Below are 17,124 nucleotides of genomic sequence, written 5' to 3'. Positions count from 1 at the left end.
CACATACCTCCCCAACCGATTCGCTCGCTCCCGACGGTCGCTCACTCATCCCTCGCACGAGTCGTGCGCTTCGCGCACTCCCGCGCGCCACCGTCCCTCCACTCTGGACGAATCTCCGATTCGCCGTTCTCGCCCACCCGCAATGGCAACATTTGCACCAAGTATGGTGGTCTTTCGTGCCAAACGCGCGGGGTTTATACCGATGGGTGGCCGAGTGTCCGACGCTATGGGAACAACGCTGACGGAGAAGATCCTCGACGATCATCTGGTCGAGGGGGAGCTCGAAACCGGTGAGGAGATCGGTATCGACATCGACCAGGTGCTCACGCAGGACACCACTGGCACGCTCGTCTGGCTCCAGTTCGAGGCGCTCGGCCTCGACGAGGTCCAGACCGAACTCGCCGCCCAGTACTGCGACCACCAGACCTACCAGTTCGACTTCAAGAACAGCGACGACCACCGCTTCCTCCGCTCGGCCGCCGGCACCTTCGGCGCACACTTCTCGCGCCCCGGCAACGGCATCTGCCACCAGGTCCACAAGGAGCGGTTCGCCGCCCCCGGCAAGACGATGCTCGGCAGCGACTCGCACACCCCGACCCCGGGCGGGATGGGCGAGCTCGCCATCGGCTCCGGTGGACTGGACGTCGCCGTCGCGATGGGCGGCGGCCCCTACTACATCGAGATGCCCGAGGTCGTCAACGTCCACCTGGAGGGTGAACTCCCCGAGTGGGCGACCGCCAAGGACGTTATCCTCCACCTGCTCGGCGAGCTCTCCGTGAAGGGCGGCGTCGGCAAGGTGCTCGAATACACCGGCCCCGGTGTCGCGAACCTCTCGGTGCCCGAGCGGACCACGATCACCAACATGGGCACCGAACTGGGTGCCACGACCTCGATCTTCCCGACCGACGACCGAACTCACGAGTTCCTCTCGCGACTCGGCCGCGAGGACGAACACATCGAGATCGGCCCGGACGACGACGCCGAATACGACGACCAGATCGAGGTCGATCTGAGCGAGATCGAGCCGCTCATCGCCACGCCGTCGATGCCCGACAACGTCGTGCCAGTCGACGAGGTCGCCGGCGAGGACGTCGATCAGGTCATCATCGGCTCGTGTACCAACGGTGCCTACGAGGACATCCTGCCCGGCGCGAAGATGCTCGAAGGCCGCGAGATCGACAAGCGCACCGAGATGATCGTCGCGCCCGGCTCGAAACAGGCCTCCGAACTGCTCGCCCGCGAGGGGTGGAGTGCCGAGATGATGGCTGCCGGCGTCAACTTCTCCGAGGCGACCTGTGGTGCCTGCATCGGCATCGGCCACGTGCCCGCCTCCGACTCGGTGAGTCTCCGGACGTTCAACCGCAACTTCGAGGGCCGCTCGGGCATCGAGGACGACTCGGTCTACCTCTGCTCGCCGGAGGTCGCCACGGCGTCGGCGCTCGCCGGCGAGATCGTCGACCCGCGCGACCTCGCCGAGGAGCTCGGCGACCTCGAGGATCCCGGCTTCGAGATGGCCGACACCTACGACGGCTCGACGGCTGACCTCATCGCCCCCGACGAGTCCGTCGACGACGGGCTCGTGAAAGGGCCGAACATCAGCGACGTGCCCCTGAAGGACCCGCTCGACGCTCACCTCGAGGGCTCGGCGCTACTCAAGATGGGCGACAACATCACGACCGACCACATCATCCCTGCCACGCAGGACATCCTGATGTACCGGTCGAACATCCCCAAACTGAGCGAGTTCACCCTCTCGCGCGTCGACGACGAGTTCGCACAGCGCGCGCTCGACGCCGACGGCGGCTTCCTCGTCGCCGGCGAGAACTACGGTCAGGGCTCCTCGCGCGAGCACGCCGCTCTCTGCCCGATGTATCTCGGCGTCGAGGGCGTCCTCGCACAGAGCTTCGCCCGCATCCACAAGGCGAACCTCTTCAACTTCGGCCTCCTGCCCCTGGAGATCGACGCCGACGCACAGGAGAACATCGCAGAGGGCGACGACATCGAGATCGTCGACGACGTCGAAGAGGCCGTCCGCTCCGGCCAGGAGGAGTTCACGGTCCGCGTGAACGACGACTGGGAAACCACCGGTCTGCTCGACGCCTCCGAACGCGAACGCGAGATCCTCGCCGACGGTGGCAAGCTGCCCCACACCAAAGCACAGCAGAGCGGCTCCGGCGCTGCGGCCCCGGCTGACGACTAAAACCCACTTTTTTACTGCGGAGGGTCGCCTGCGGCGACCCCCGCTTGTAAAAACCTGGACTAAAAACAACCGCTCACTCGCCTGCGGCTCGTTCGCGGTGAACCGCGCTCGTTTCACTCGCGCGGATGCTGATCCCTTCCGCACAGCGACTGCACAGCACCGCAGAAGCCCTCAGTCGCTTCGCTCCTTCGCCCTTCATCCTCCAGGCACCGCCGTCGCACTGCTGACCGCGCCGCGACCGCAAACCGCCGCAACCGCTGGCCGCACCCACCGCCGGGCAGGCTTTTCACGACGGATCGCCTGCGCCAAGCATGGACTGTCCCGACTGCGGGGCCGCCACGGTCGCGTTCGCGGTTCCCGACGAACTCGATGCACTCGACGAATCCGCAGCCGCGCTCTGTACGCGCTGTCTCGCGCTCCACGCTGCCGAGAAGAGCGATCCGAACCCCGATTTCACGGCCGTGAGCGACGGGTTCCCGACCGGCGCGGCGGCGGTGCCGATGGCGCTCGCGGTCGGGCTGCTCGATTCGCTCGTGCTCCACCGCGAGACCGTCGAGACGCTGCTCGAACGGGTCGAGCAGGCCGGTACGGACCCGCTGCTCGTCATCGATAGACTGGCAAACGATCCGACGCTCGATCCGAAAACCGATCTCGCGACGCGTCGCCGACAGGTGGCGCAGTTGCGCGGCTAGGGCTGTCTGACCGCCGAGGCGATGCGCTGTACCAGTGACGGCGACGTGCGCTTCCCCTCGGTGATCTGATAATCGTTGCTGAGACTCCCCTCGGTGTCGGCGCTGAGAATCCGCATGTCGGCCCCTTCGGCGATCGAGACGACGTCCTTCTCGACGGAACCGAGCGTCGTCACGAGATACGGCCGCGCGTCGACGGCGGCCGCGACGTCGCGCAGCTGGGACGCGGCCTCCCGCCCGGGCCGTTCGTGGATCGCCGCCACGACGCGACTGTCGAGCAGTTCGTCCTCGCCGTAGACGTGGACGGGCTGATCGCCCCGATCGGTGGTCACGGTCGTGTTCGCGCGTGCGTCGAACCCGCGCTCTTCGAGCGTCTCGACCATCGACTCGCGAGCGGCGAGCTGTGCCTCCACCCAACGGATCCCCTCGTCGGTCAGCGCGTACCGACAGAGCACGCGCTCGGTCGCGTCGCCCGGCGTGTAGATATCGCCGCAGTCACGACAGCGCAGGCCGTGTTCGGGCTGTTCGGCGTACGAGCCACAGTCCTGGCAGACGTGGCGATGACCGCTCTCGATCTCGTCGAGCGAGTCGAGATGGGCCTCGCAGTCGGGACAGACGTACTCGTCGGGGCCGGCCTCGAACGCCTCGCGGGCGGCAATGTGACCACACGAGAGGTGCTCGAACAGCTCGGTCTCGACGGTGTGGGCCGAGCCGCAGCTCGGACAGGCGGTGGTGTAGGCCATCCCTTCGGCCCCGCAGCCGGGGCAGAGATACACCTTCTCCTCGAACGTCTTGCCCAGAACCCCGCGTTTGGCGAGCGATTCGAGCAGTTCGAAGGCGTTCGGATCGCCCGCATCGAGGCGCATTTCGGCGTCGGGATAGCTCACCCCGCCCGTCTCCGTATCGATCGTCGGTTCGTACTCGGCCTGCGAGCCATCCGCGAGCGCCGTGAGCGCCGTGAGTGTACCGGGCGAGACCATTGTCGCTACCAATCACTGCGTCGCCGACGGTATATAGTTCCTTCCACGCTGGACGCTGCCGTTCATATTGTCCAATAGGAACGATCAATATCTTACTATTCAAAATGCGATCGACGTAGTGGTGTTTTCGGAGTTCAACCCCACTTTCCGTCAGAAATCGTTAGACACCTGTCGAGTATCGCAGGATACCGGCGATGCCACCGAAGGCGTCGAGCAGCTGCTCGCCCTTTTCGAAATCCGAGGAGATGAACCGCGTCTCGGTGCCGCGCTGTTCGGCGATCGAGATGAGATGGTCGATGACGTCCTCGCGCTCGACCTCGACGGGCTCGCTCCCACACTGCTCGCAGGTGTGATCGGGCGTCTCGGCCCGCTGACCGACCAGTTCGTGGTCGGTGTGGCCCTCCGGACAGTCGTAGCTCACCACGTCCTCGCGGAGATCTTCGGAGATGAGCAGGCGATCGACCGAGCCGAGGACGAGGTTCTCGCGAGTGGGGCCGAACCCGTAGGTGGCGAGATCGCCGCCGTGGAGTTCGGCGAAGAACTCCTCCATCTCCGCCTTGTCCTGCATCACCTCCTGATCGGCGAGCGCGTCGCTCGCGGAATCGACGAGATCCGACAGTCCGGATTCGTCCGTGTAGGCGACGTCGAACTTCCCGATCACCTTGTCCTGCAGCTCGTGATGGAGGTAGTCGCCGTCGAGGAACTCGTCCTTGGTCGGTGAGGGACCCCCGACCAGAATGCCGTCGATCTCGTGGCGCTCAGGCACCATCAGGTCGTCCGCCATCCCCGCGACCTCCTGATAGAAGTTGTCGATGGCCTCCAGCCGGAGGCGGGCGAACCGCTGGGCGGACTGACCACCCTTTCGCTGCTTGCCGGGCACCAGCGAACTCGCGGATTTGACGGGCTCGATGCGCTTGCCCCGGAGCCAGCCGACGTTCGCCTCTCGCCGATCGAGCACCACGAGTCCGAACAGCCCCTGATCGGCGAGCATCTCTTCGAGGGGTTCGGTGACGAACTCCGACGAGCAGCGATAGAGCGAGGATTGGATCGGCTGTGGCGGGTCTTCGAGCACTCTGGTGACCATCTCGGTGCGACCGCCGCCGGTATCGATCGCGCCGCTGAACACCGCCATGCCGTTCTCGGGCGGGAAGGTGTCGTAGTAACGCAGCCGGTCCTTGATCGATTTCAGCGCGTCCTGGACGTTGGTTCGGGTCTGCTTCGATTTGATGTTCGAGGCTTCGGAATACTCCTCGTTGACGTGGGCGACGACGCTCGATATCTGCTCTTCGGGCGTGATATAGATACTCACCAGCTGAGTGCCCGACCCCTCGTGTTCCTTCAGGTCCTCGATGACCCGCCGGAACTCGTATTTCTTCCGGTCCGAGTGTTCTTCCGTATTACTCTTTGTGGAGGCGTCTGACATGGTTACTACGCGTAAATTAGTGACCAAGACAGTAAAGGTTCCTGCCTCTCGCGTCAAAGAGTGGCCAACCACGCCGAGGACACTCCAGAGGTGGACAGAAGATGTACTATGATTTGACGGTAGCCAATCACGAAGTCAGCAGTACCCGTAAAGAGGAGAACTAATCTTTCTCACCACCATCTTTCAAACCAGAGCGCCTAATGTCTGAATCCACACCAAATATTTGCCGTCTGGTAGAGAATGTCTGTTTATCTCCCGGATGAATAGAGTTATATGCAACCGCTCCGTCACAAGTATTGAACTGAGATGTCGTCTCTAGATACAGAAGAAATCATCGACATAGTTGAAGATCAACGGAAAATATTGTTAGCCGCTTTATTCCCCTTGGCCCTGTTCATGCTATTCATATCACAAAGTGGCATTCCGATCATTCCAATTCCTGCGACTGTTATACTTTTAGCCGGGATTGCTGCCTATTACTTAGTACTATTCATCGAAAACATTGACGTCTAGTGATATTACATAACATCATACAACGGCCTCTTTCCCAAAACTGTTAATACATAGGATGTCGACACGTGATTCATGGCTCGAATCAGGCGAGTTGATGATCAGCGAGAAATGGAGAAAGTCATTGATGACTTTGTGACACAAGGTTACCGCATCAAGGAACAGGGAGAGAACAGTACGATGATGAAAGAAAAAGACTGGGGTTCTGGAGGAATGCATCTCATCGTGCTCGTCTTTTTGGGTTGGTGGACCGTTGGTATCGCAAACGCTGTCTATGCAGCTTATAAGTACTTTACTGGTGCCGAAGTGAAGATACAGGTTGAAGAGAGCTCAGCTTAATTCCGGTTCTGAAACATCTACGCGGGTAATACATTGTATTACTGGAACCGTGAAAAATCGTATTTCTTCCGGTCCGACTGTTCGGTTTGCGAGGTACTCATTGAGGTATACTACCGCCCTTGCTGATAAGTACCCTTTGACAGCCCCGATTGCGCGGGCAGTTTTATGTGGCTGCTCGTGGATAGCACGGCCATGAGCGGCCACGTCTATGCGGTGGCGGGCGGCAAGGGCGGCGTCGGCAAGACCACCTCCGCGATCAACCTCGGCGCGGCGCTGCGCGCGGCGGGCCACGACACGATCGTCGTCGATGCCGACCTCGCGATGGCGAATCTCGGTGCGATGGTCGACGTTCTCTCCGGGCCGACGCTCCACGACGTGCTCGCGAGCGAGGCCGCCCTCCACGAGGCGCTCGTCTGGCTGCCCGAAGACGGACCGCCGACGCGCTCGCCACCTGACGAGGGACCGTATCTCGTTGCCGTTCCGGGATCGCGCTCGCTCGATGCGTTCGCCGCTGCCGATCCCGACGGATTGGGTGGCGTGTTGCGCTCGCTCGCCGACGCGGCCGATTTCGTGCTCTGTGACACCGGTGCGGGGCTGAGCCACGACAATACTGTGCCGCTCGGCGTCGCCGACGGCGTGGTCGTCGTGACGACGCCCGACCCCGTGGCCGTCGCCGACGCGCGAAAGACGATCGACTTCGCCGCCCGTGCCGGCGGAACGATCGTCGGCGCGGTCGTGACCCACGCTGGCGAGGAGACCGACGTCTCGGCGCTCGCCGACGAGCTCGGCGTCGAGATGCTGGCGGTCGTCCCCGAGACCGATGCCGCCGGCGACGAACCGCTCGTCGAGACGGCTCCCGAAAGCTATGCCGCCGACGCCTACGAGCGCCTCGCGGCGACGCTCGCCGATCGCGGCGATCCCGGTACAGGAGAGTTCGCCGATAGCGATCTCGTGAGTCGGTCGACGGAACCCGAAACGGACGATACGACCGTGGTCGAGCGACTCTCGGGCGTGTTCGATCGGAGCGAGAACGACTAAGGCCGGTGTGGCAACGATCTCCGGTTTGGCCGGGGAGTCATATACTGTCGGGATCGTACTCCGTCCATGAGCGAGCACCCGACGACGATCCGTGAGTACGCCGACTACGCCTGCCCGTTCTGTTATCTCAGCCATCGCTCCCTCGACGAGTATCGGCAAACGCGGGACGAACCACTGGTCGTCGATTGGCGACCCTACGATCTCCGGAGCGACAGCCGCGACGCGAACGGCGACATCGATGGCGAGATGAGCTATCCGGAGCAGGTCGAACAGCGCATCGAGCAGTTGCAGGCGGAGCACGACGCAAACGAGATGCTCACTCCCGACACGGTCCCGAAGGTCGATTCGCGCGACGCACAGCTGGTGTCGCTATCCGTCAAAAACGACCACCCCGACCGGTGGATGGCTCTCAATGGGGCGCTGTTCACAGCGCTGTGGGAGGACGGCCGCGACATCAGCGACGAGGACGTGCTGGCCGACGTGGCGACAAATGTCGGTGTGGACGACGCCGTTCGCGACGTCCTCGCCGACGACGAGTATCGGGAGCGACTCGCCGAACGCTTCGCCGATGCGCGTCACAACGGCGTCACGGACGTCCCGACGTTCGTCGCTGACGGCCGCACCGAGACGGGGTTCCTTTCCGCTGACGAACTCGACGCGTTCGTTCGCGACGAATAATATTCCAGACTTCTCGATGGAGCCCTGAGCTACATCGACTCGGGCGCGGCGACGCCGAGCAGGCCGAGCGCGTTCGCGACCGTTCGCCGTGCGGCGGCCACGAGCGCGAGGCGTGCGTCCCTGACCTCTTCGTCGGCCGAGAGCACGGGACACTCCCGATAGAAGGCGTTGAACGCCTCGGCGAACGTGCGTGTGTAGGTGGCGACGACGTGCGGAGCGAGCTCGTCGGCTGCGCGCTTGACGACCGCCGGGAATCGGGCGATCACTTCCAGGAGCTCGCGTTCCTCCGCGGTCGTGAGTTCGCTTGCATCGACGGTTGCGGGAACGTCGTCGATTCCTTCGGCCTCGCTGAGAATCCCGCAGGTCCGCGCATGGACGTACTGGACGTACGGCGCGCTCTGGGCCTCGAAATCGAGCGCGCGCTCCCACTCGAAGGTGATCGATTTTGCGGGCTGTTTCGCCACGATGTCGTAGCGTACCGCGCCGATCCCCACCTGGCGAGCGATGCGCGCCACGTCCTCGTCGTCGAGTTCGTCGTCGCGGATCCGCGAATCAAGTCGGGATTCGACCTCCTCGCGGGCGCGCTCGATCGACTCGTCGAGCAGATCGTCGAGATCGACGCCGGTGCCCTCGCGGGTGCTCATCCCGCCCTCCGGGAGGTTGATCCAGGAGTAGTAGACCGAGTCCAGTTTGTCGGTGTCGTTATCGAGAATCGAGAGCGTCTCGCGGAGCTGTTCGGCCTGGAGTTTGTGGTCCTCGCCCAGTACGGTGACGGCGCGATCGAAGTTGTCGAACTTCCACTCGTGGTGGGCCAGATCGCGCGTCGTGTAGAGACTGGTTCCGTCCGAACGGAGGAAGACCAGGTTCTTCTCGAAGCTCGGCAGTTCGAGCTGCCAGGCTTCCTCCTCGTAGACGGCGTATTCGGTGTCCTTGAGCCGCGAAACGAGGTCCTCCGTCGAGCCGTCGCGGATGAACCGCGTCTCCTTGACGAACTCGTCGAAGTCCACGGGCAGGCGCGCGAGCGACTCGCGCATTCCCGAGAGCACGCCGTCGACGACCGCTTCGACCCGCTCGTAGGTCGCCTCGTCGCCCGCTTCGAGCCCTTCCAGGATCGCACTGATCTCGTCCTCGGCGTTCGCGCGCTCGTCCTCGCTGGCGTCTTCCAGATACTCGTTTCCCTTGCGGTAGTAGCGCACGAGGTCGTAGTCGCCGCGCTCGCGTTCGGGTTCGGGCAGGTCGCTCTCGTCGAAGCTCTCGTAGGCCCACGTGAACACGGCCATCTGCCGGCCGGCGTCGTTGACGTAGTAGTGCCGTGAGACGTCGTAGCCGGCGAAGTCGAGCACGTTCGCGATCGCATCGCCGACGATGGGGTTGCGCGCCCGGCCGACGTGAACAGGACCAGTGGGGTTCGCGCTCGTGTGTTCGACGACGACCGTTTCGTCCTTTTCGTCGAGCCGGCCGAACCCCTCGTCGCCGGCCGCCTGCAGGGTGTCGTCGTAGTAGGTCTGCGAGGGATGGAAGTTGACGTACGGCCCGGACTGCGAGACCGACTCGATGTAGTCGTACTCGGTAGGGTCGATCTCGGCGGTGAGCTCGCCGGCGATCTGTGGCGGCGGTGCACCGATCTCGGAAGCTAACCGGAAGGCCACGCTGGAGGCGAGCACGGCATCGACGGATTCGGGCGGATTCTCGATCCCGGGGTCGGTCGGTTCGACGTCGAGCGCCGAGAGCGCGTCCGACAGCGCCGCCGCGACGTCGGCGCGAAACGAGAGGAACATACCCCCCGCTTCCGTGGCTCCCGCTAAATGCGTGTTGGGTTCAAACGGAACGGGTGCGGTGCGATCGATCGCTTCCAAAAGCCGAGGGGTTTTCGGTCGTCGACCCGTTCGTTCGATGATTACGGTTCGCACGTCATCGCACTATCACGTTTTTGGTACGCATACCATGTCCGGTACGCTTATGCGCGGTGATCCGTTTCGTTTACTCATGCCGATGGCAACCGAGGGCGCGATCGGGAACGACGAACTCGCCACCCTCAAGCTGCTCGCGCTCGACGGAGCGCTCGACAGCGATGTCAAGATATCCTGTGCGAACCTCGCGGCCGACCTCGACGCCTCGACCCAGACCGCCTCCAGACGCCTCCAACATCTCGACGACGTCGGATTCCTCACTCGTGAGACCGTCGCCGACGGCCAGTGGGTCGCCGTGACCGAGGCCGGCGAGCGTGCGCTACGGGCCGAGCACGCCGACTACCGACGCCTGTTCGAGGAGCACTCGACCGTCTCGCTCGACGGGACGGTCACGAGCGGGATGGGCGAGGGCCGCCACTACATCTCGCTGTCGGGCTACATGGCACAGTTCGAGGACCGACTGGGCTACGAGCCGTTCCCCGGCACGCTCAACGTCTCGCTCGCCGCCGAGAGCACCAGAACGCGCACGGCGCTCGATGCGGCCGAACCGGTCGAGATCGACGGCTGGGAGGATGACGAGCGCACCTACGGCCCGGCGTTCTGCTATCCTGCGACCGTCTTGTACGACGGGACGGAGTACGACCGCGCCCACGTCATCGCGCCCGAACGGACCCATCACGACGAGGACAAGCTCGAAGTCATCGCACCGGTGAAACTCCGCGAGGAGCTCGGACTCGCCGACGAGGATCCCGTCACCGTGCGCATCGAGGTGGCACCGTGACCTCGCGGACGAGCGACCACGCGGTCGATCACGGGAATGCAGAGCCGGTCGAGCGCGCGATCGAGGCGATGGCCGCGGGCGGACCGGTGCTCGTTCACGACGCCGCCGACCGCGAGGGCGAGACCGATCTCATCTATCCCGCCGATGCGGTCACGCCCGACGCGCTCGCGCGCCTGCGCAACGACGCCGGCGGGCTGGTCTGTGTCGCGCTCTCCGATCCCGTGGCCCGTGCGTTCGACCTCCCCTTTGCCCGTGAGGCGATCGACCATCCCGCGGCCGACGGGGGAAAACTGAGCTACGGCGACCGGTCGTCGTTCTCGCTGACGGTGAACCACCGCGACACCTACACCGGTATCACCGACGACGATCGGGCGACAACCATCACCGCGCTCGGACGTGCGGCCGCCGCACCCGAAGAGTTCAATTTCGCCGACGAGTTCCGCGCTCCTGGACACGTGCATCTGCTCCGTGGGGCCGCCGATGGCGTGGCCGATCGTCGCGGCCACACCGAACTCGCGCTCGCGCTGGCCGACACGGCCGACCGACCGCCGGCGGTCGTCGTCTGTGAGATGCTTGACGACGCTGGCGGAGCGCTCTCGCCGGCGGGCGCGCAGGCCTACGCCGAGCGCCATGGTCTGGTGTACGTCGAAGGGCGCGATCTCCTCGACGCCTTCCGTTAGTCGTCGGCGGCCGTTGCCGCGTCCGTCGGTGTGCGCTGGCCGGTGCCGCGACCCGTGTAGGCCATCACGAACAGCACCGCCGGCGAGAGAAAGCCGAAGAAGTAGTAGGGCACGAACGCCCACGAGGTAGCGAAGCCGAGCACGCCGGCCATGTAGACCGCACCGGCGTGCCACGGGAAGAGCGGGCCGGAGGGCGTGCCGGCGGCCTCGACCGCCCGTGAGAGGTCGGTCGTTTCCAGATCGTAGTCGTCGTAGAGGCTTCGCAGGCTGAGTCCCGGAACGACGATGCTCATGTACTGCTGGGCGGTGACGGCGTTGGTCACCATCGCGGCGACGCCCGTACCGGCGACGAGCGAGGCCGACGAGTCGATCGCCGCCGTGAGATGGTGGGCGAGCGTCGCCAAAATTCCCGTGCGTTCGAGCAGCCCGCCCAGCGAGAGCGCGGCGACGACGACCGCGATCGTCCACGCCGAGCCGGTGACGCCGCCCGCGGCGAGCAGTTCGTTGACGACCTCGCTCCCCGTTTCCGGCGCAGTACCGTTGAGAAAGACGTCCCACGCACGGGTGAACGAGACGCCTTGCGTGACGATCGTAGTCAGCACGCCCGAGAAGACGCCCGCGAGGAGCGACGGCAGCGCCGGTATGCCGTAGAGTGCGAAGCCGAACGTCACGAGCAGCGGAAGGAAAACGAGCGGGCCGAGCGCGTACGACGACGCGAGCGGATCGCTGATGGCCGCGACGTTCGCGCCGGTCGGGTCGATGACGACCGCGCCGAGGGCTGCGTAGGCGAGCACCGAGAGGCCGAACGCGACGAGCGTGCCCACGCGCATCGCGTTGATGTGGTCGTAGAGATCACTGTCGGTGACGGCGGCCGCGAGGTTCGTCGTGTCCGAGAGGGGGCTCTGTTTGTCGCCCGCGTAGGCACCCGAGACGACCGCGCCAGCCGTCATCGGCGCGGGGATGCCGAGCCCCTCGCCGATGCCCAGGAAAGCGACGCCGAGCGTCCCCACCGTCGTCCACGAGGAGCCGACCGCGACCGCGACGACCGCCGCGAGCAGCGCCGCCACGGGGAGGAAGATCGCCGGCGAGAGCAGCCCGAGGCCGTAGTACATCAGCCCCGGAATCGTGCCCGCGCTCGTCCACGTCGCGATCAGCCCGTAGATGACGAACAGGATGAGGATCGCCTGAAGCCCCATCCGTAGCCCGCTCGCGGCGGCCTCGTAGATCCCCTCCCAATCGTAGCCGAGTCGGTAGTGGACGAACAGCCCGGTGAAGACGATCGCCCACAGCAGCGGCCCGTGCGGCGCGAGGCCGAGATAGCCCGAGCCGACGCCGAGGGCGACCACGACCGCACCGACCGGCACGAGCGCCTCGGCGAGGCTCGGCCGCCGCGACGGCGCGAGATCCTCGTAGGACAGCGGTTCGAACTCGCTCATCGACAGCGACTAATTCACGAAGGTAATTAAGAACCACGAAATAATTACTAGGGCGTATTCAATGTGTCTTCCGGCAACTATTGCACGAACCGACACTCGTGGATTTAAGACGTGGCCAGCCGTTCGACCGGTATGAGTGGTTTCGATGACATGGACGTCGACACGATCTGGATGGACGGCGAGTTCGTCGACTGGGACGAGGCACAGGTCCACGTCCTCACTCACGGGCTGCACTACGGCTCGGGCATCTTCGAGGGCGTCCGCTGCTACGACACCGACGAGGGTCCGGCGATCTTCCGGTGGGACGAACATCTCGACCGGTTCTACAACTCCGCGAAACCCTACGACATGGAGATCGATCACTCGCGCGAGGAGCTCACCGAGGCGACGCTCGAACTCATCGAGCGTCAGGATCTCCAGTCGTGTTACATCCGCCCGCTCGCCTACTACGGCTACAACAGCCTGGGCGTGAGCCCGCAGGACTGTCCCACCAAGACCGCCATCGCCTGCTGGCCGTGGGGCACCTATCTCGGCGAGGAGGCGCTCGAAAACGGCGTCGACGTGATGGTCTCGTCGTGGCGCAAACACGCCTCCAGCCAGGTCCCGACCAACGCGAAGACCACAGGATTGTACGTCAACTCGATGCTCGCCGGCGAAGAGGCTCGTCGCAACGACTACGTCGAGGCGATCGTCCTCAACAAGGAGGGCAACGTCGCCGAGGGTCCCGGCGAGAACATCTTCCTCGTCAACGACGGCGAGATCTACACGCCCGGTCTCGCCGAGAGCATCCTCGACGGCATCACTCGCCAGACGGCCATCACGCTCGCGCGCGATCTCGGCTACACGGTCCACGACGAGGCGGCCATCAGCCGTGGCGAGCTCTACACCGCCGACGAACTGTTCTTCACGGGCAGCGCCGCCGAGATCACGCCCATCCGCTCGGTCGACGACGTCACGATCGGCCCGGGCGAGCGCGGCCCCGTCACCGAGGAACTCCAATCGACGTTCTTCGAGGTCGTCGAGCGCCGAACCGACGAGTACGACGACTGGTTCACCTACGCCTGAAGCCACCACTTTTTTACTGCGGGGGGTCGCGCTCGTTTCACTCGCTTGACCCCCGCTTGCAAAAACCTGGACTAAAAACTCCCGCTCGCTCACTTCGTTCGCTCGCGGTGAACCGCACTCGCTACGCTCGTGCGGACAAGTCTCACTACCCGCACAGCACCCCTCCGCACCGCCAAAGCCCTCAGCACGCGCTCACTCCGTTCGCTACTCGCTCCCTACGGTCGCTCGCGTGCCTCGCCCTTCATCCGCCAGGGACCGCACAGCACCGCAACCGCCGGCCGCCGCCCGGCGCTTCAGCGGCCGTAGCCGGGCAGTTCGTCGAGTAGATCGTCGATCGCGTCGAGTTCACGGTCGAGCTCTTCGACACCGGCTTTGCCCGTGCGTTCGGGGTTCGCGAGCACACGCACCCGCTCGCTCCCGACTGAGACGAACCCACAGCTGAGGCTGGTGGCCGTCGCGCGCAGGCCGAGCCCGACGTCGGCATCGCCCGCGAGCACCCGGCGCGCGGGGCTTTCGTGGGCCTGGACGGTGAACTCGAACCCGTCGATGGCTTCGACGAGCTCGTGGCGCTCCACCCCACGCTCGTCGGCGAGCTCCGCGAGCGCGTTCCCAAGACTCGTCCGGAGCCCCGATTCGGTTGGTCGGTTGACGAAGCGTAGATCCTCGTCCACGAGCGCTCCGAGCCCCGTCACGTCCTCCGGGTTCCCGTCAGGCACGACGAGCCCCCATTCGCGCGTCCAGCCGCCGATCTCGGTGCCGATCTCAGTGTCGATCGAACTCACGCCGATGTCGGTCACGCCGTCGCGTAGATATCGCTGCCCGCCACGACTGCCTTGCCGCAGGTAGCGCGGTCGATCCAGCCGATCGAGCAGCCGCGAGAAAAGCGGATCGTCCTCGCCGACGCCGAACAGCGTCGGCGGGCGAACGTCCGGCGAGAACAGCTCGACCATCACCCGCTCGTCCTCGTCGAGGTAGTTGACATCGGCCGGCATCGCGACGATCCCGTCCGCCTCGACGAGGCTCGTGGTCGCGCCGCTGCCCTTGTCGACGGGAGCGGCCAACAGTTTTCCATCACCATTCGTCACCAATCCGACCGGCACGAGCCGGCGGCGACCGCCCTCGTAGCGTTCCCGACCACTCATTTGCGCCTCGACGGTCGCCGTCTCGGGTTCGGGCAGTCCCGCAGCCCGGCGGATGGCCGGTGCGACGAACGTCCGGAAGATCGACAGCGCCGAGACAGGATAGCCCGGCAAACCGACGTACGCCGCCTCGTCCAGCCGGCCGACGAGCATCGGCTTGCCCGGCTTGATCGCCACCCCGTGCAGGAGCAGCTCGCCCTGCTCGTCGATGACGCGATAGACGACGTCGACGGCGCTCGCGGAGGTCGATCCCGACGACAGCACGAGATCGCACTCGTCGGCGGCCTTTCGAAGCACTCGCTCCATCGCGTCCATGTCGTCGCCCGCGTGCGGGTAGAGAACGGGTTCGCCGCCGGCCTCCCTGACCCCGGCGGCCGTCGTGTAGCTGTTCACGTCGTAGATCTGCCCGCGCCCGCTGTCGAGCTCCTCGCCCGGTCGGACGAGTTCGTCGCCCGTCGAGACGATGCCGACCCGCGGGCTCGCGCGCACGGGCACCTCGTCGATCCCGAGCGCCGACAACAGTCCGATCTCGCGGGCGGTAAGGCGCGTTCCGGGGCCGAGCGCGCGCTCGCCGGCCGCGATGTCAGCGCCCGCGGCCATCACGTTCTCGCCCGGCGTCACGGCGGTGTCCACGCGAACTGTCCCGTCAGCCTCGCTGGTCCGCTCGACGGGCACCATCGCGTCGGCCCCGTCGGGCATCACGGCCCCGGTGGCGATCTCGACGGCCTCTCCGCTTTCCGGATCGGTGGCCGGGCGCTGGCCCGCTTCGACGGTTCCGACGACGCTGAGCGCGACGGGATCGCCCTCGCTCGCGCCGAAGGTGTCCCGCGCGCGGAGTGCGTAGCCATCGAGCCCCGAGCGGTCGAACCCCGGCACGTCCAGGCCGGCATCGACCCGCTCGGCGAGCACCCGTCCGTTCGCCTCGGCGAGCGGCACAGTCTCGCTCCCGCCACCGATGTCGAGCCCGGCGATCGTCTCGTGGGCCTCTTCGGGGGATGCGAGATCGCGGAACTCCTTCCGTCCGCTCATGGCAGGCGCTCCCAGTGTTCGACGGCGACGGTCTCGCCGGCCGGCAGCCCCTCGCTCGACTCGGGGACGACGACCCAGCCGTCGGCGAGCGCGACGCTCGACAGCACGCCCGCACCGCCCGTCCGCACCGGCACGGCCACCGGCTCATCATTCTCCTCATCCAACTCGACGCGTGCGAACGTCCGTGTTCCGGGCTCGCTCGGCAGTTTCGCGTCGAGTCGTGCCTCGGTCGTCGGCTGCGAATCGAGCGGGAGCCGACCGATCCGCTTGAGCGCCGATCGGAGCAGCTGTACGGCGGTGACGATGGCCGCGACCGGATAGCCTGGCAGTGCAAGAACCGGTGTCTCCTCGACGATCCCGATCCCGACCGGATGGCCGGGTTCGAGCGCGATACCGTGGACCAGTAGCTCGCCGAGTTCGTCGACGATGGATGGGACGAGATCGCGCTCGCCGACCGACGAACCGCCCGTGGCCACCACGATGTCCTTGGTGAGGTCGCGCTCGATGGCCGCCCGCAGCGCCGCCCGGTCGTCGGTGACGACATCCCGGTAGGTCGCCTCGCCGCCCCAGCGCTCGACGTATCGCGAGACGGTGAGCCCGTTGGTCTCGATCGTCTCGCCCGCTTCCGGCTCGTGCTGAACGAGCTCCTCGCCGGTCGGGATCACGCCGGCGGTCGGTGGGTCGTACGTCTCGATCTCCCGCACGCCGACCGATTTCAGCAGGCCGAGATCGGACGGCCGAAGGCGATGACCGGGCCCGTAGAGACGCGCTCCCGCTTCGACGTCCTCCCCGACGGGTGCGACGTTTGCCCCTTCGGCGACCGGTTCGTGAACCTCGATCTCCTCGCCGATCGCTTCTGTCCGTTCGACCATCACGACCGCGTCCGCTCCTGCAGGAAGTTCGCTGCCGGTGTGGACCCACGTTCCGGCTCTCGGGTTCGTCGTCTCGGCGCGATCGAGAACGGCGGGCGAACGCTCGCTCGCACCGAAGGTGTCGCGTGCGCGCACCGCGAACCCGTCCATCGCCGCGCGCTCGTAGTGGGGCACGTCCCGCCGGGCATCGATCGCCGTCGCGAGAACGCACCCGTCGGCCGCTTCGAGCCGGCGCGTCGTCGTGCGGTCGGTCGGCACGAGGCGCTCTTCGAGGCGCTCGCGCGCCCGATTGAGGCGCGTCAACCGCTTGAACCCCGCGGTGGCGTCGCTCATGGACGCTCTACGGACGGCAGTA

The 17,124-nt window shown here is 65.6% G+C and carries 14 protein-coding genes; 8 read left to right on the top strand and 6 right to left on the bottom strand.

The features are described from left to right. Window positions 1–226: 226 nt before the first annotated feature. Together MUK72_RS00805 and MUK72_RS00800 are read left to right on the top strand one after the other, a co-directional pair. Window positions 227–2,200, top strand: a complete 1,974-nt coding sequence (locus MUK72_RS00805) for an aconitate hydratase (RefSeq protein WP_244702761.1) — start codon at window positions 227–229, stop codon at window positions 2,198–2,200. Window positions 2,201–2,511: 311 nt separating this feature from the next. After that, a complete protein-coding gene (locus MUK72_RS00800) occupies window positions 2,512–2,892 on the top strand; it encodes a DUF6276 family protein (RefSeq protein WP_244702759.1) in 381 nt (126 codons plus the stop codon). Here the strand turns inward: MUK72_RS00800 and MUK72_RS00795 are convergent. Together MUK72_RS00795 and prf1 are read right to left on the bottom strand one after the other, a co-directional pair. Then, entirely contained in the window at window positions 2,889–3,869 is a 981-nt protein-coding gene (locus tag MUK72_RS00795; RefSeq protein WP_244702757.1) for a TackOD1 domain-containing metal-binding protein, read from the bottom strand. The two genes, MUK72_RS00800 and MUK72_RS00795, sit on opposite strands and share 4 nt — an antisense overlap. 160 nt (window positions 3,870–4,029) lie before the next feature. Then, window positions 4,030–5,292 (bottom strand): peptide chain release factor aRF-1, encoded by a 1,263-nt coding sequence (gene prf1, locus MUK72_RS00790; protein ID WP_244702755.1) that lies wholly within the window; start codon window positions 5,290–5,292, stop codon window positions 4,030–4,032. 585 nt (window positions 5,293–5,877) lie between these two features. On the opposite strand from prf1, the gene MUK72_RS00785 reads away from it, so the two are divergent. The 3 genes from MUK72_RS00785 to MUK72_RS00775 all read left to right on the top strand — a co-directional run bounded on the left by MUK72_RS00785 (window position 5,878) and on the right by MUK72_RS00775 (window position 7,857). After that, window positions 5,878–6,141: a DUF8108 domain-containing protein gene (locus MUK72_RS00785; RefSeq protein WP_244702753.1), complete on the top strand. Its 264-nt coding sequence runs from the start codon at window positions 5,878–5,880 to the stop codon at window positions 6,139–6,141. A 192-nt stretch (window positions 6,142–6,333) separates the two neighbouring features. Then, window positions 6,334–7,179, top strand: coding sequence for a MinD/ParA family ATP-binding protein (locus MUK72_RS00780; protein ID WP_244702750.1), 846 nt, complete (start codon window positions 6,334–6,336; stop codon window positions 7,177–7,179). Between the two features lie 66 nt (window positions 7,180–7,245). Then, a complete protein-coding gene (locus MUK72_RS00775) occupies window positions 7,246–7,857 on the top strand; it encodes a DsbA family oxidoreductase (RefSeq protein WP_244702731.1) in 612 nt (203 codons plus the stop codon). Between the two features lie 29 nt (window positions 7,858–7,886). Here MUK72_RS00775 and argS read toward each other — a convergent pair whose 3' ends face one another. Next, window positions 7,887–9,635: an arginine--tRNA ligase gene (gene argS, locus MUK72_RS00770; RefSeq protein WP_244702729.1), complete on the bottom strand. Its 1,749-nt coding sequence runs from the start codon at window positions 9,633–9,635 to the stop codon at window positions 7,887–7,889. Window positions 9,636–9,843: 208 nt separating this feature from the next. Here argS and MUK72_RS00765 point away from each other — a divergent pair, with 208 nt between their 5' ends. Then, window positions 9,844–10,548: a CTP-dependent riboflavin kinase gene (locus tag MUK72_RS00765; protein ID WP_244702727.1), complete on the top strand. Its 705-nt coding sequence runs from the start codon at window positions 9,844–9,846 to the stop codon at window positions 10,546–10,548. Continuing rightward, a complete protein-coding gene (gene ribB / locus MUK72_RS00760) occupies window positions 10,545–11,228 on the top strand; it encodes a 3,4-dihydroxy-2-butanone-4-phosphate synthase (protein WP_244702725.1) in 684 nt (227 codons plus the stop codon). The genes MUK72_RS00765 and ribB overlap by 4 nt, the downstream gene beginning before the upstream one ends. On the opposite strand, the gene arcD is transcribed toward ribB, so the two are convergent. Then, on the bottom strand, window positions 11,225–12,664 hold the full coding sequence (gene arcD, locus MUK72_RS00755) for an arginine/ornithine antiporter ArcD (RefSeq protein WP_244702723.1): 1,440 nt from the start codon (window positions 12,662–12,664) through the stop codon (window positions 11,225–11,227). The genes ribB and arcD overlap by 4 nt on opposite strands. A gap of 132 nt (window positions 12,665–12,796) precedes the next feature. Here arcD and MUK72_RS00750 point away from each other — a divergent pair, with 132 nt between their 5' ends. Beyond that, the gene (locus MUK72_RS00750; RefSeq protein WP_244702721.1) at window positions 12,797–13,729 is read left to right on the top strand and encodes a branched-chain amino acid transaminase; all 933 of its coding nucleotides are present in this window, start codon (window positions 12,797–12,799) and stop codon (window positions 13,727–13,729) included. Window positions 13,730–14,022: 293 nt separating this feature from the next. On the opposite strand, the gene MUK72_RS00745 is transcribed toward MUK72_RS00750, so the two are convergent. Further along, the gene (locus MUK72_RS00745; RefSeq protein WP_244702719.1) at window positions 14,023–15,897 is read right to left on the bottom strand and encodes a molybdopterin biosynthesis protein; all 1,875 of its coding nucleotides are present in this window, start codon (window positions 15,895–15,897) and stop codon (window positions 14,023–14,025) included. Beyond that, window positions 15,894–17,102 (bottom strand): molybdopterin molybdotransferase MoeA, encoded by a 1,209-nt coding sequence (locus tag MUK72_RS00740; protein WP_244702717.1) that lies wholly within the window; start codon window positions 17,100–17,102, stop codon window positions 15,894–15,896. The genes MUK72_RS00745 and MUK72_RS00740 overlap by 4 nt, the downstream gene beginning before the upstream one ends. Between the last annotated feature and the right edge of the window lie 22 nt (window positions 17,103–17,124).

Source organism: Halococcus dombrowskii (assembly GCF_022870485.1).
In the GTDB taxonomy this organism is placed as follows: Archaea; Halobacteriota; Halobacteria; order Halobacteriales; family Halococcaceae; genus Halococcus; species Halococcus morrhuae.
Note: the sequence above shows the minus strand (reverse complement) of the source record. Positions and strands in the feature narration are given on the sequence as shown.

Excerpts from the sequence above, each read along its gene's own strand:
- MUK72_RS00785 (WP_244702753.1), top strand. The coding sequence starts at position 5,878 with ATGGCTCGAATCAGGCGAGTTGATGATCAGCGAGAAATGGAGAAAGTC.
- arcD (WP_244702723.1), bottom strand. The coding sequence starts at position 12,664 with ATGAGCGAGTTCGAACCGCTGTCCTACGAGGATCTCGCGCCGTCGCGG.
- MUK72_RS00780 (WP_244702750.1), top strand. The coding sequence starts at position 6,334 with ATGAGCGGCCACGTCTATGCGGTGGCGGGCGGCAAGGGCGGCGTCGGC.
- MUK72_RS00745 (WP_244702719.1), bottom strand. The coding sequence starts at position 15,897 with ATGAGCGGACGGAAGGAGTTCCGCGATCTCGCATCCCCCGAAGAGGCC.
- MUK72_RS00805 (WP_244702761.1), top strand. The coding sequence starts at position 227 with ATGGGAACAACGCTGACGGAGAAGATCCTCGACGATCATCTGGTCGAG.
- prf1 (WP_244702755.1), bottom strand. The coding sequence starts at position 5,292 with ATGTCAGACGCCTCCACAAAGAGTAATACGGAAGAACACTCGGACCGG.
- MUK72_RS00750 (WP_244702721.1), top strand. The coding sequence starts at position 12,797 with ATGAGTGGTTTCGATGACATGGACGTCGACACGATCTGGATGGACGGC.
- argS (WP_244702729.1), bottom strand. The coding sequence starts at position 9,635 with ATGTTCCTCTCGTTTCGCGCCGACGTCGCGGCGGCGCTGTCGGACGCG.
- MUK72_RS00765 (WP_244702727.1), top strand. The coding sequence starts at position 9,844 with ATGCCGATGGCAACCGAGGGCGCGATCGGGAACGACGAACTCGCCACC.
- MUK72_RS00740 (WP_244702717.1), bottom strand. The coding sequence starts at position 17,102 with ATGAGCGACGCCACCGCGGGGTTCAAGCGGTTGACGCGCCTCAATCGG.
- MUK72_RS00800 (WP_244702759.1), top strand. The coding sequence starts at position 2,512 with ATGGACTGTCCCGACTGCGGGGCCGCCACGGTCGCGTTCGCGGTTCCC.
- MUK72_RS00795 (WP_244702757.1), bottom strand. The coding sequence starts at position 3,869 with ATGGTCTCGCCCGGTACACTCACGGCGCTCACGGCGCTCGCGGATGGC.
- MUK72_RS00775 (WP_244702731.1), top strand. The coding sequence starts at position 7,246 with ATGAGCGAGCACCCGACGACGATCCGTGAGTACGCCGACTACGCCTGC.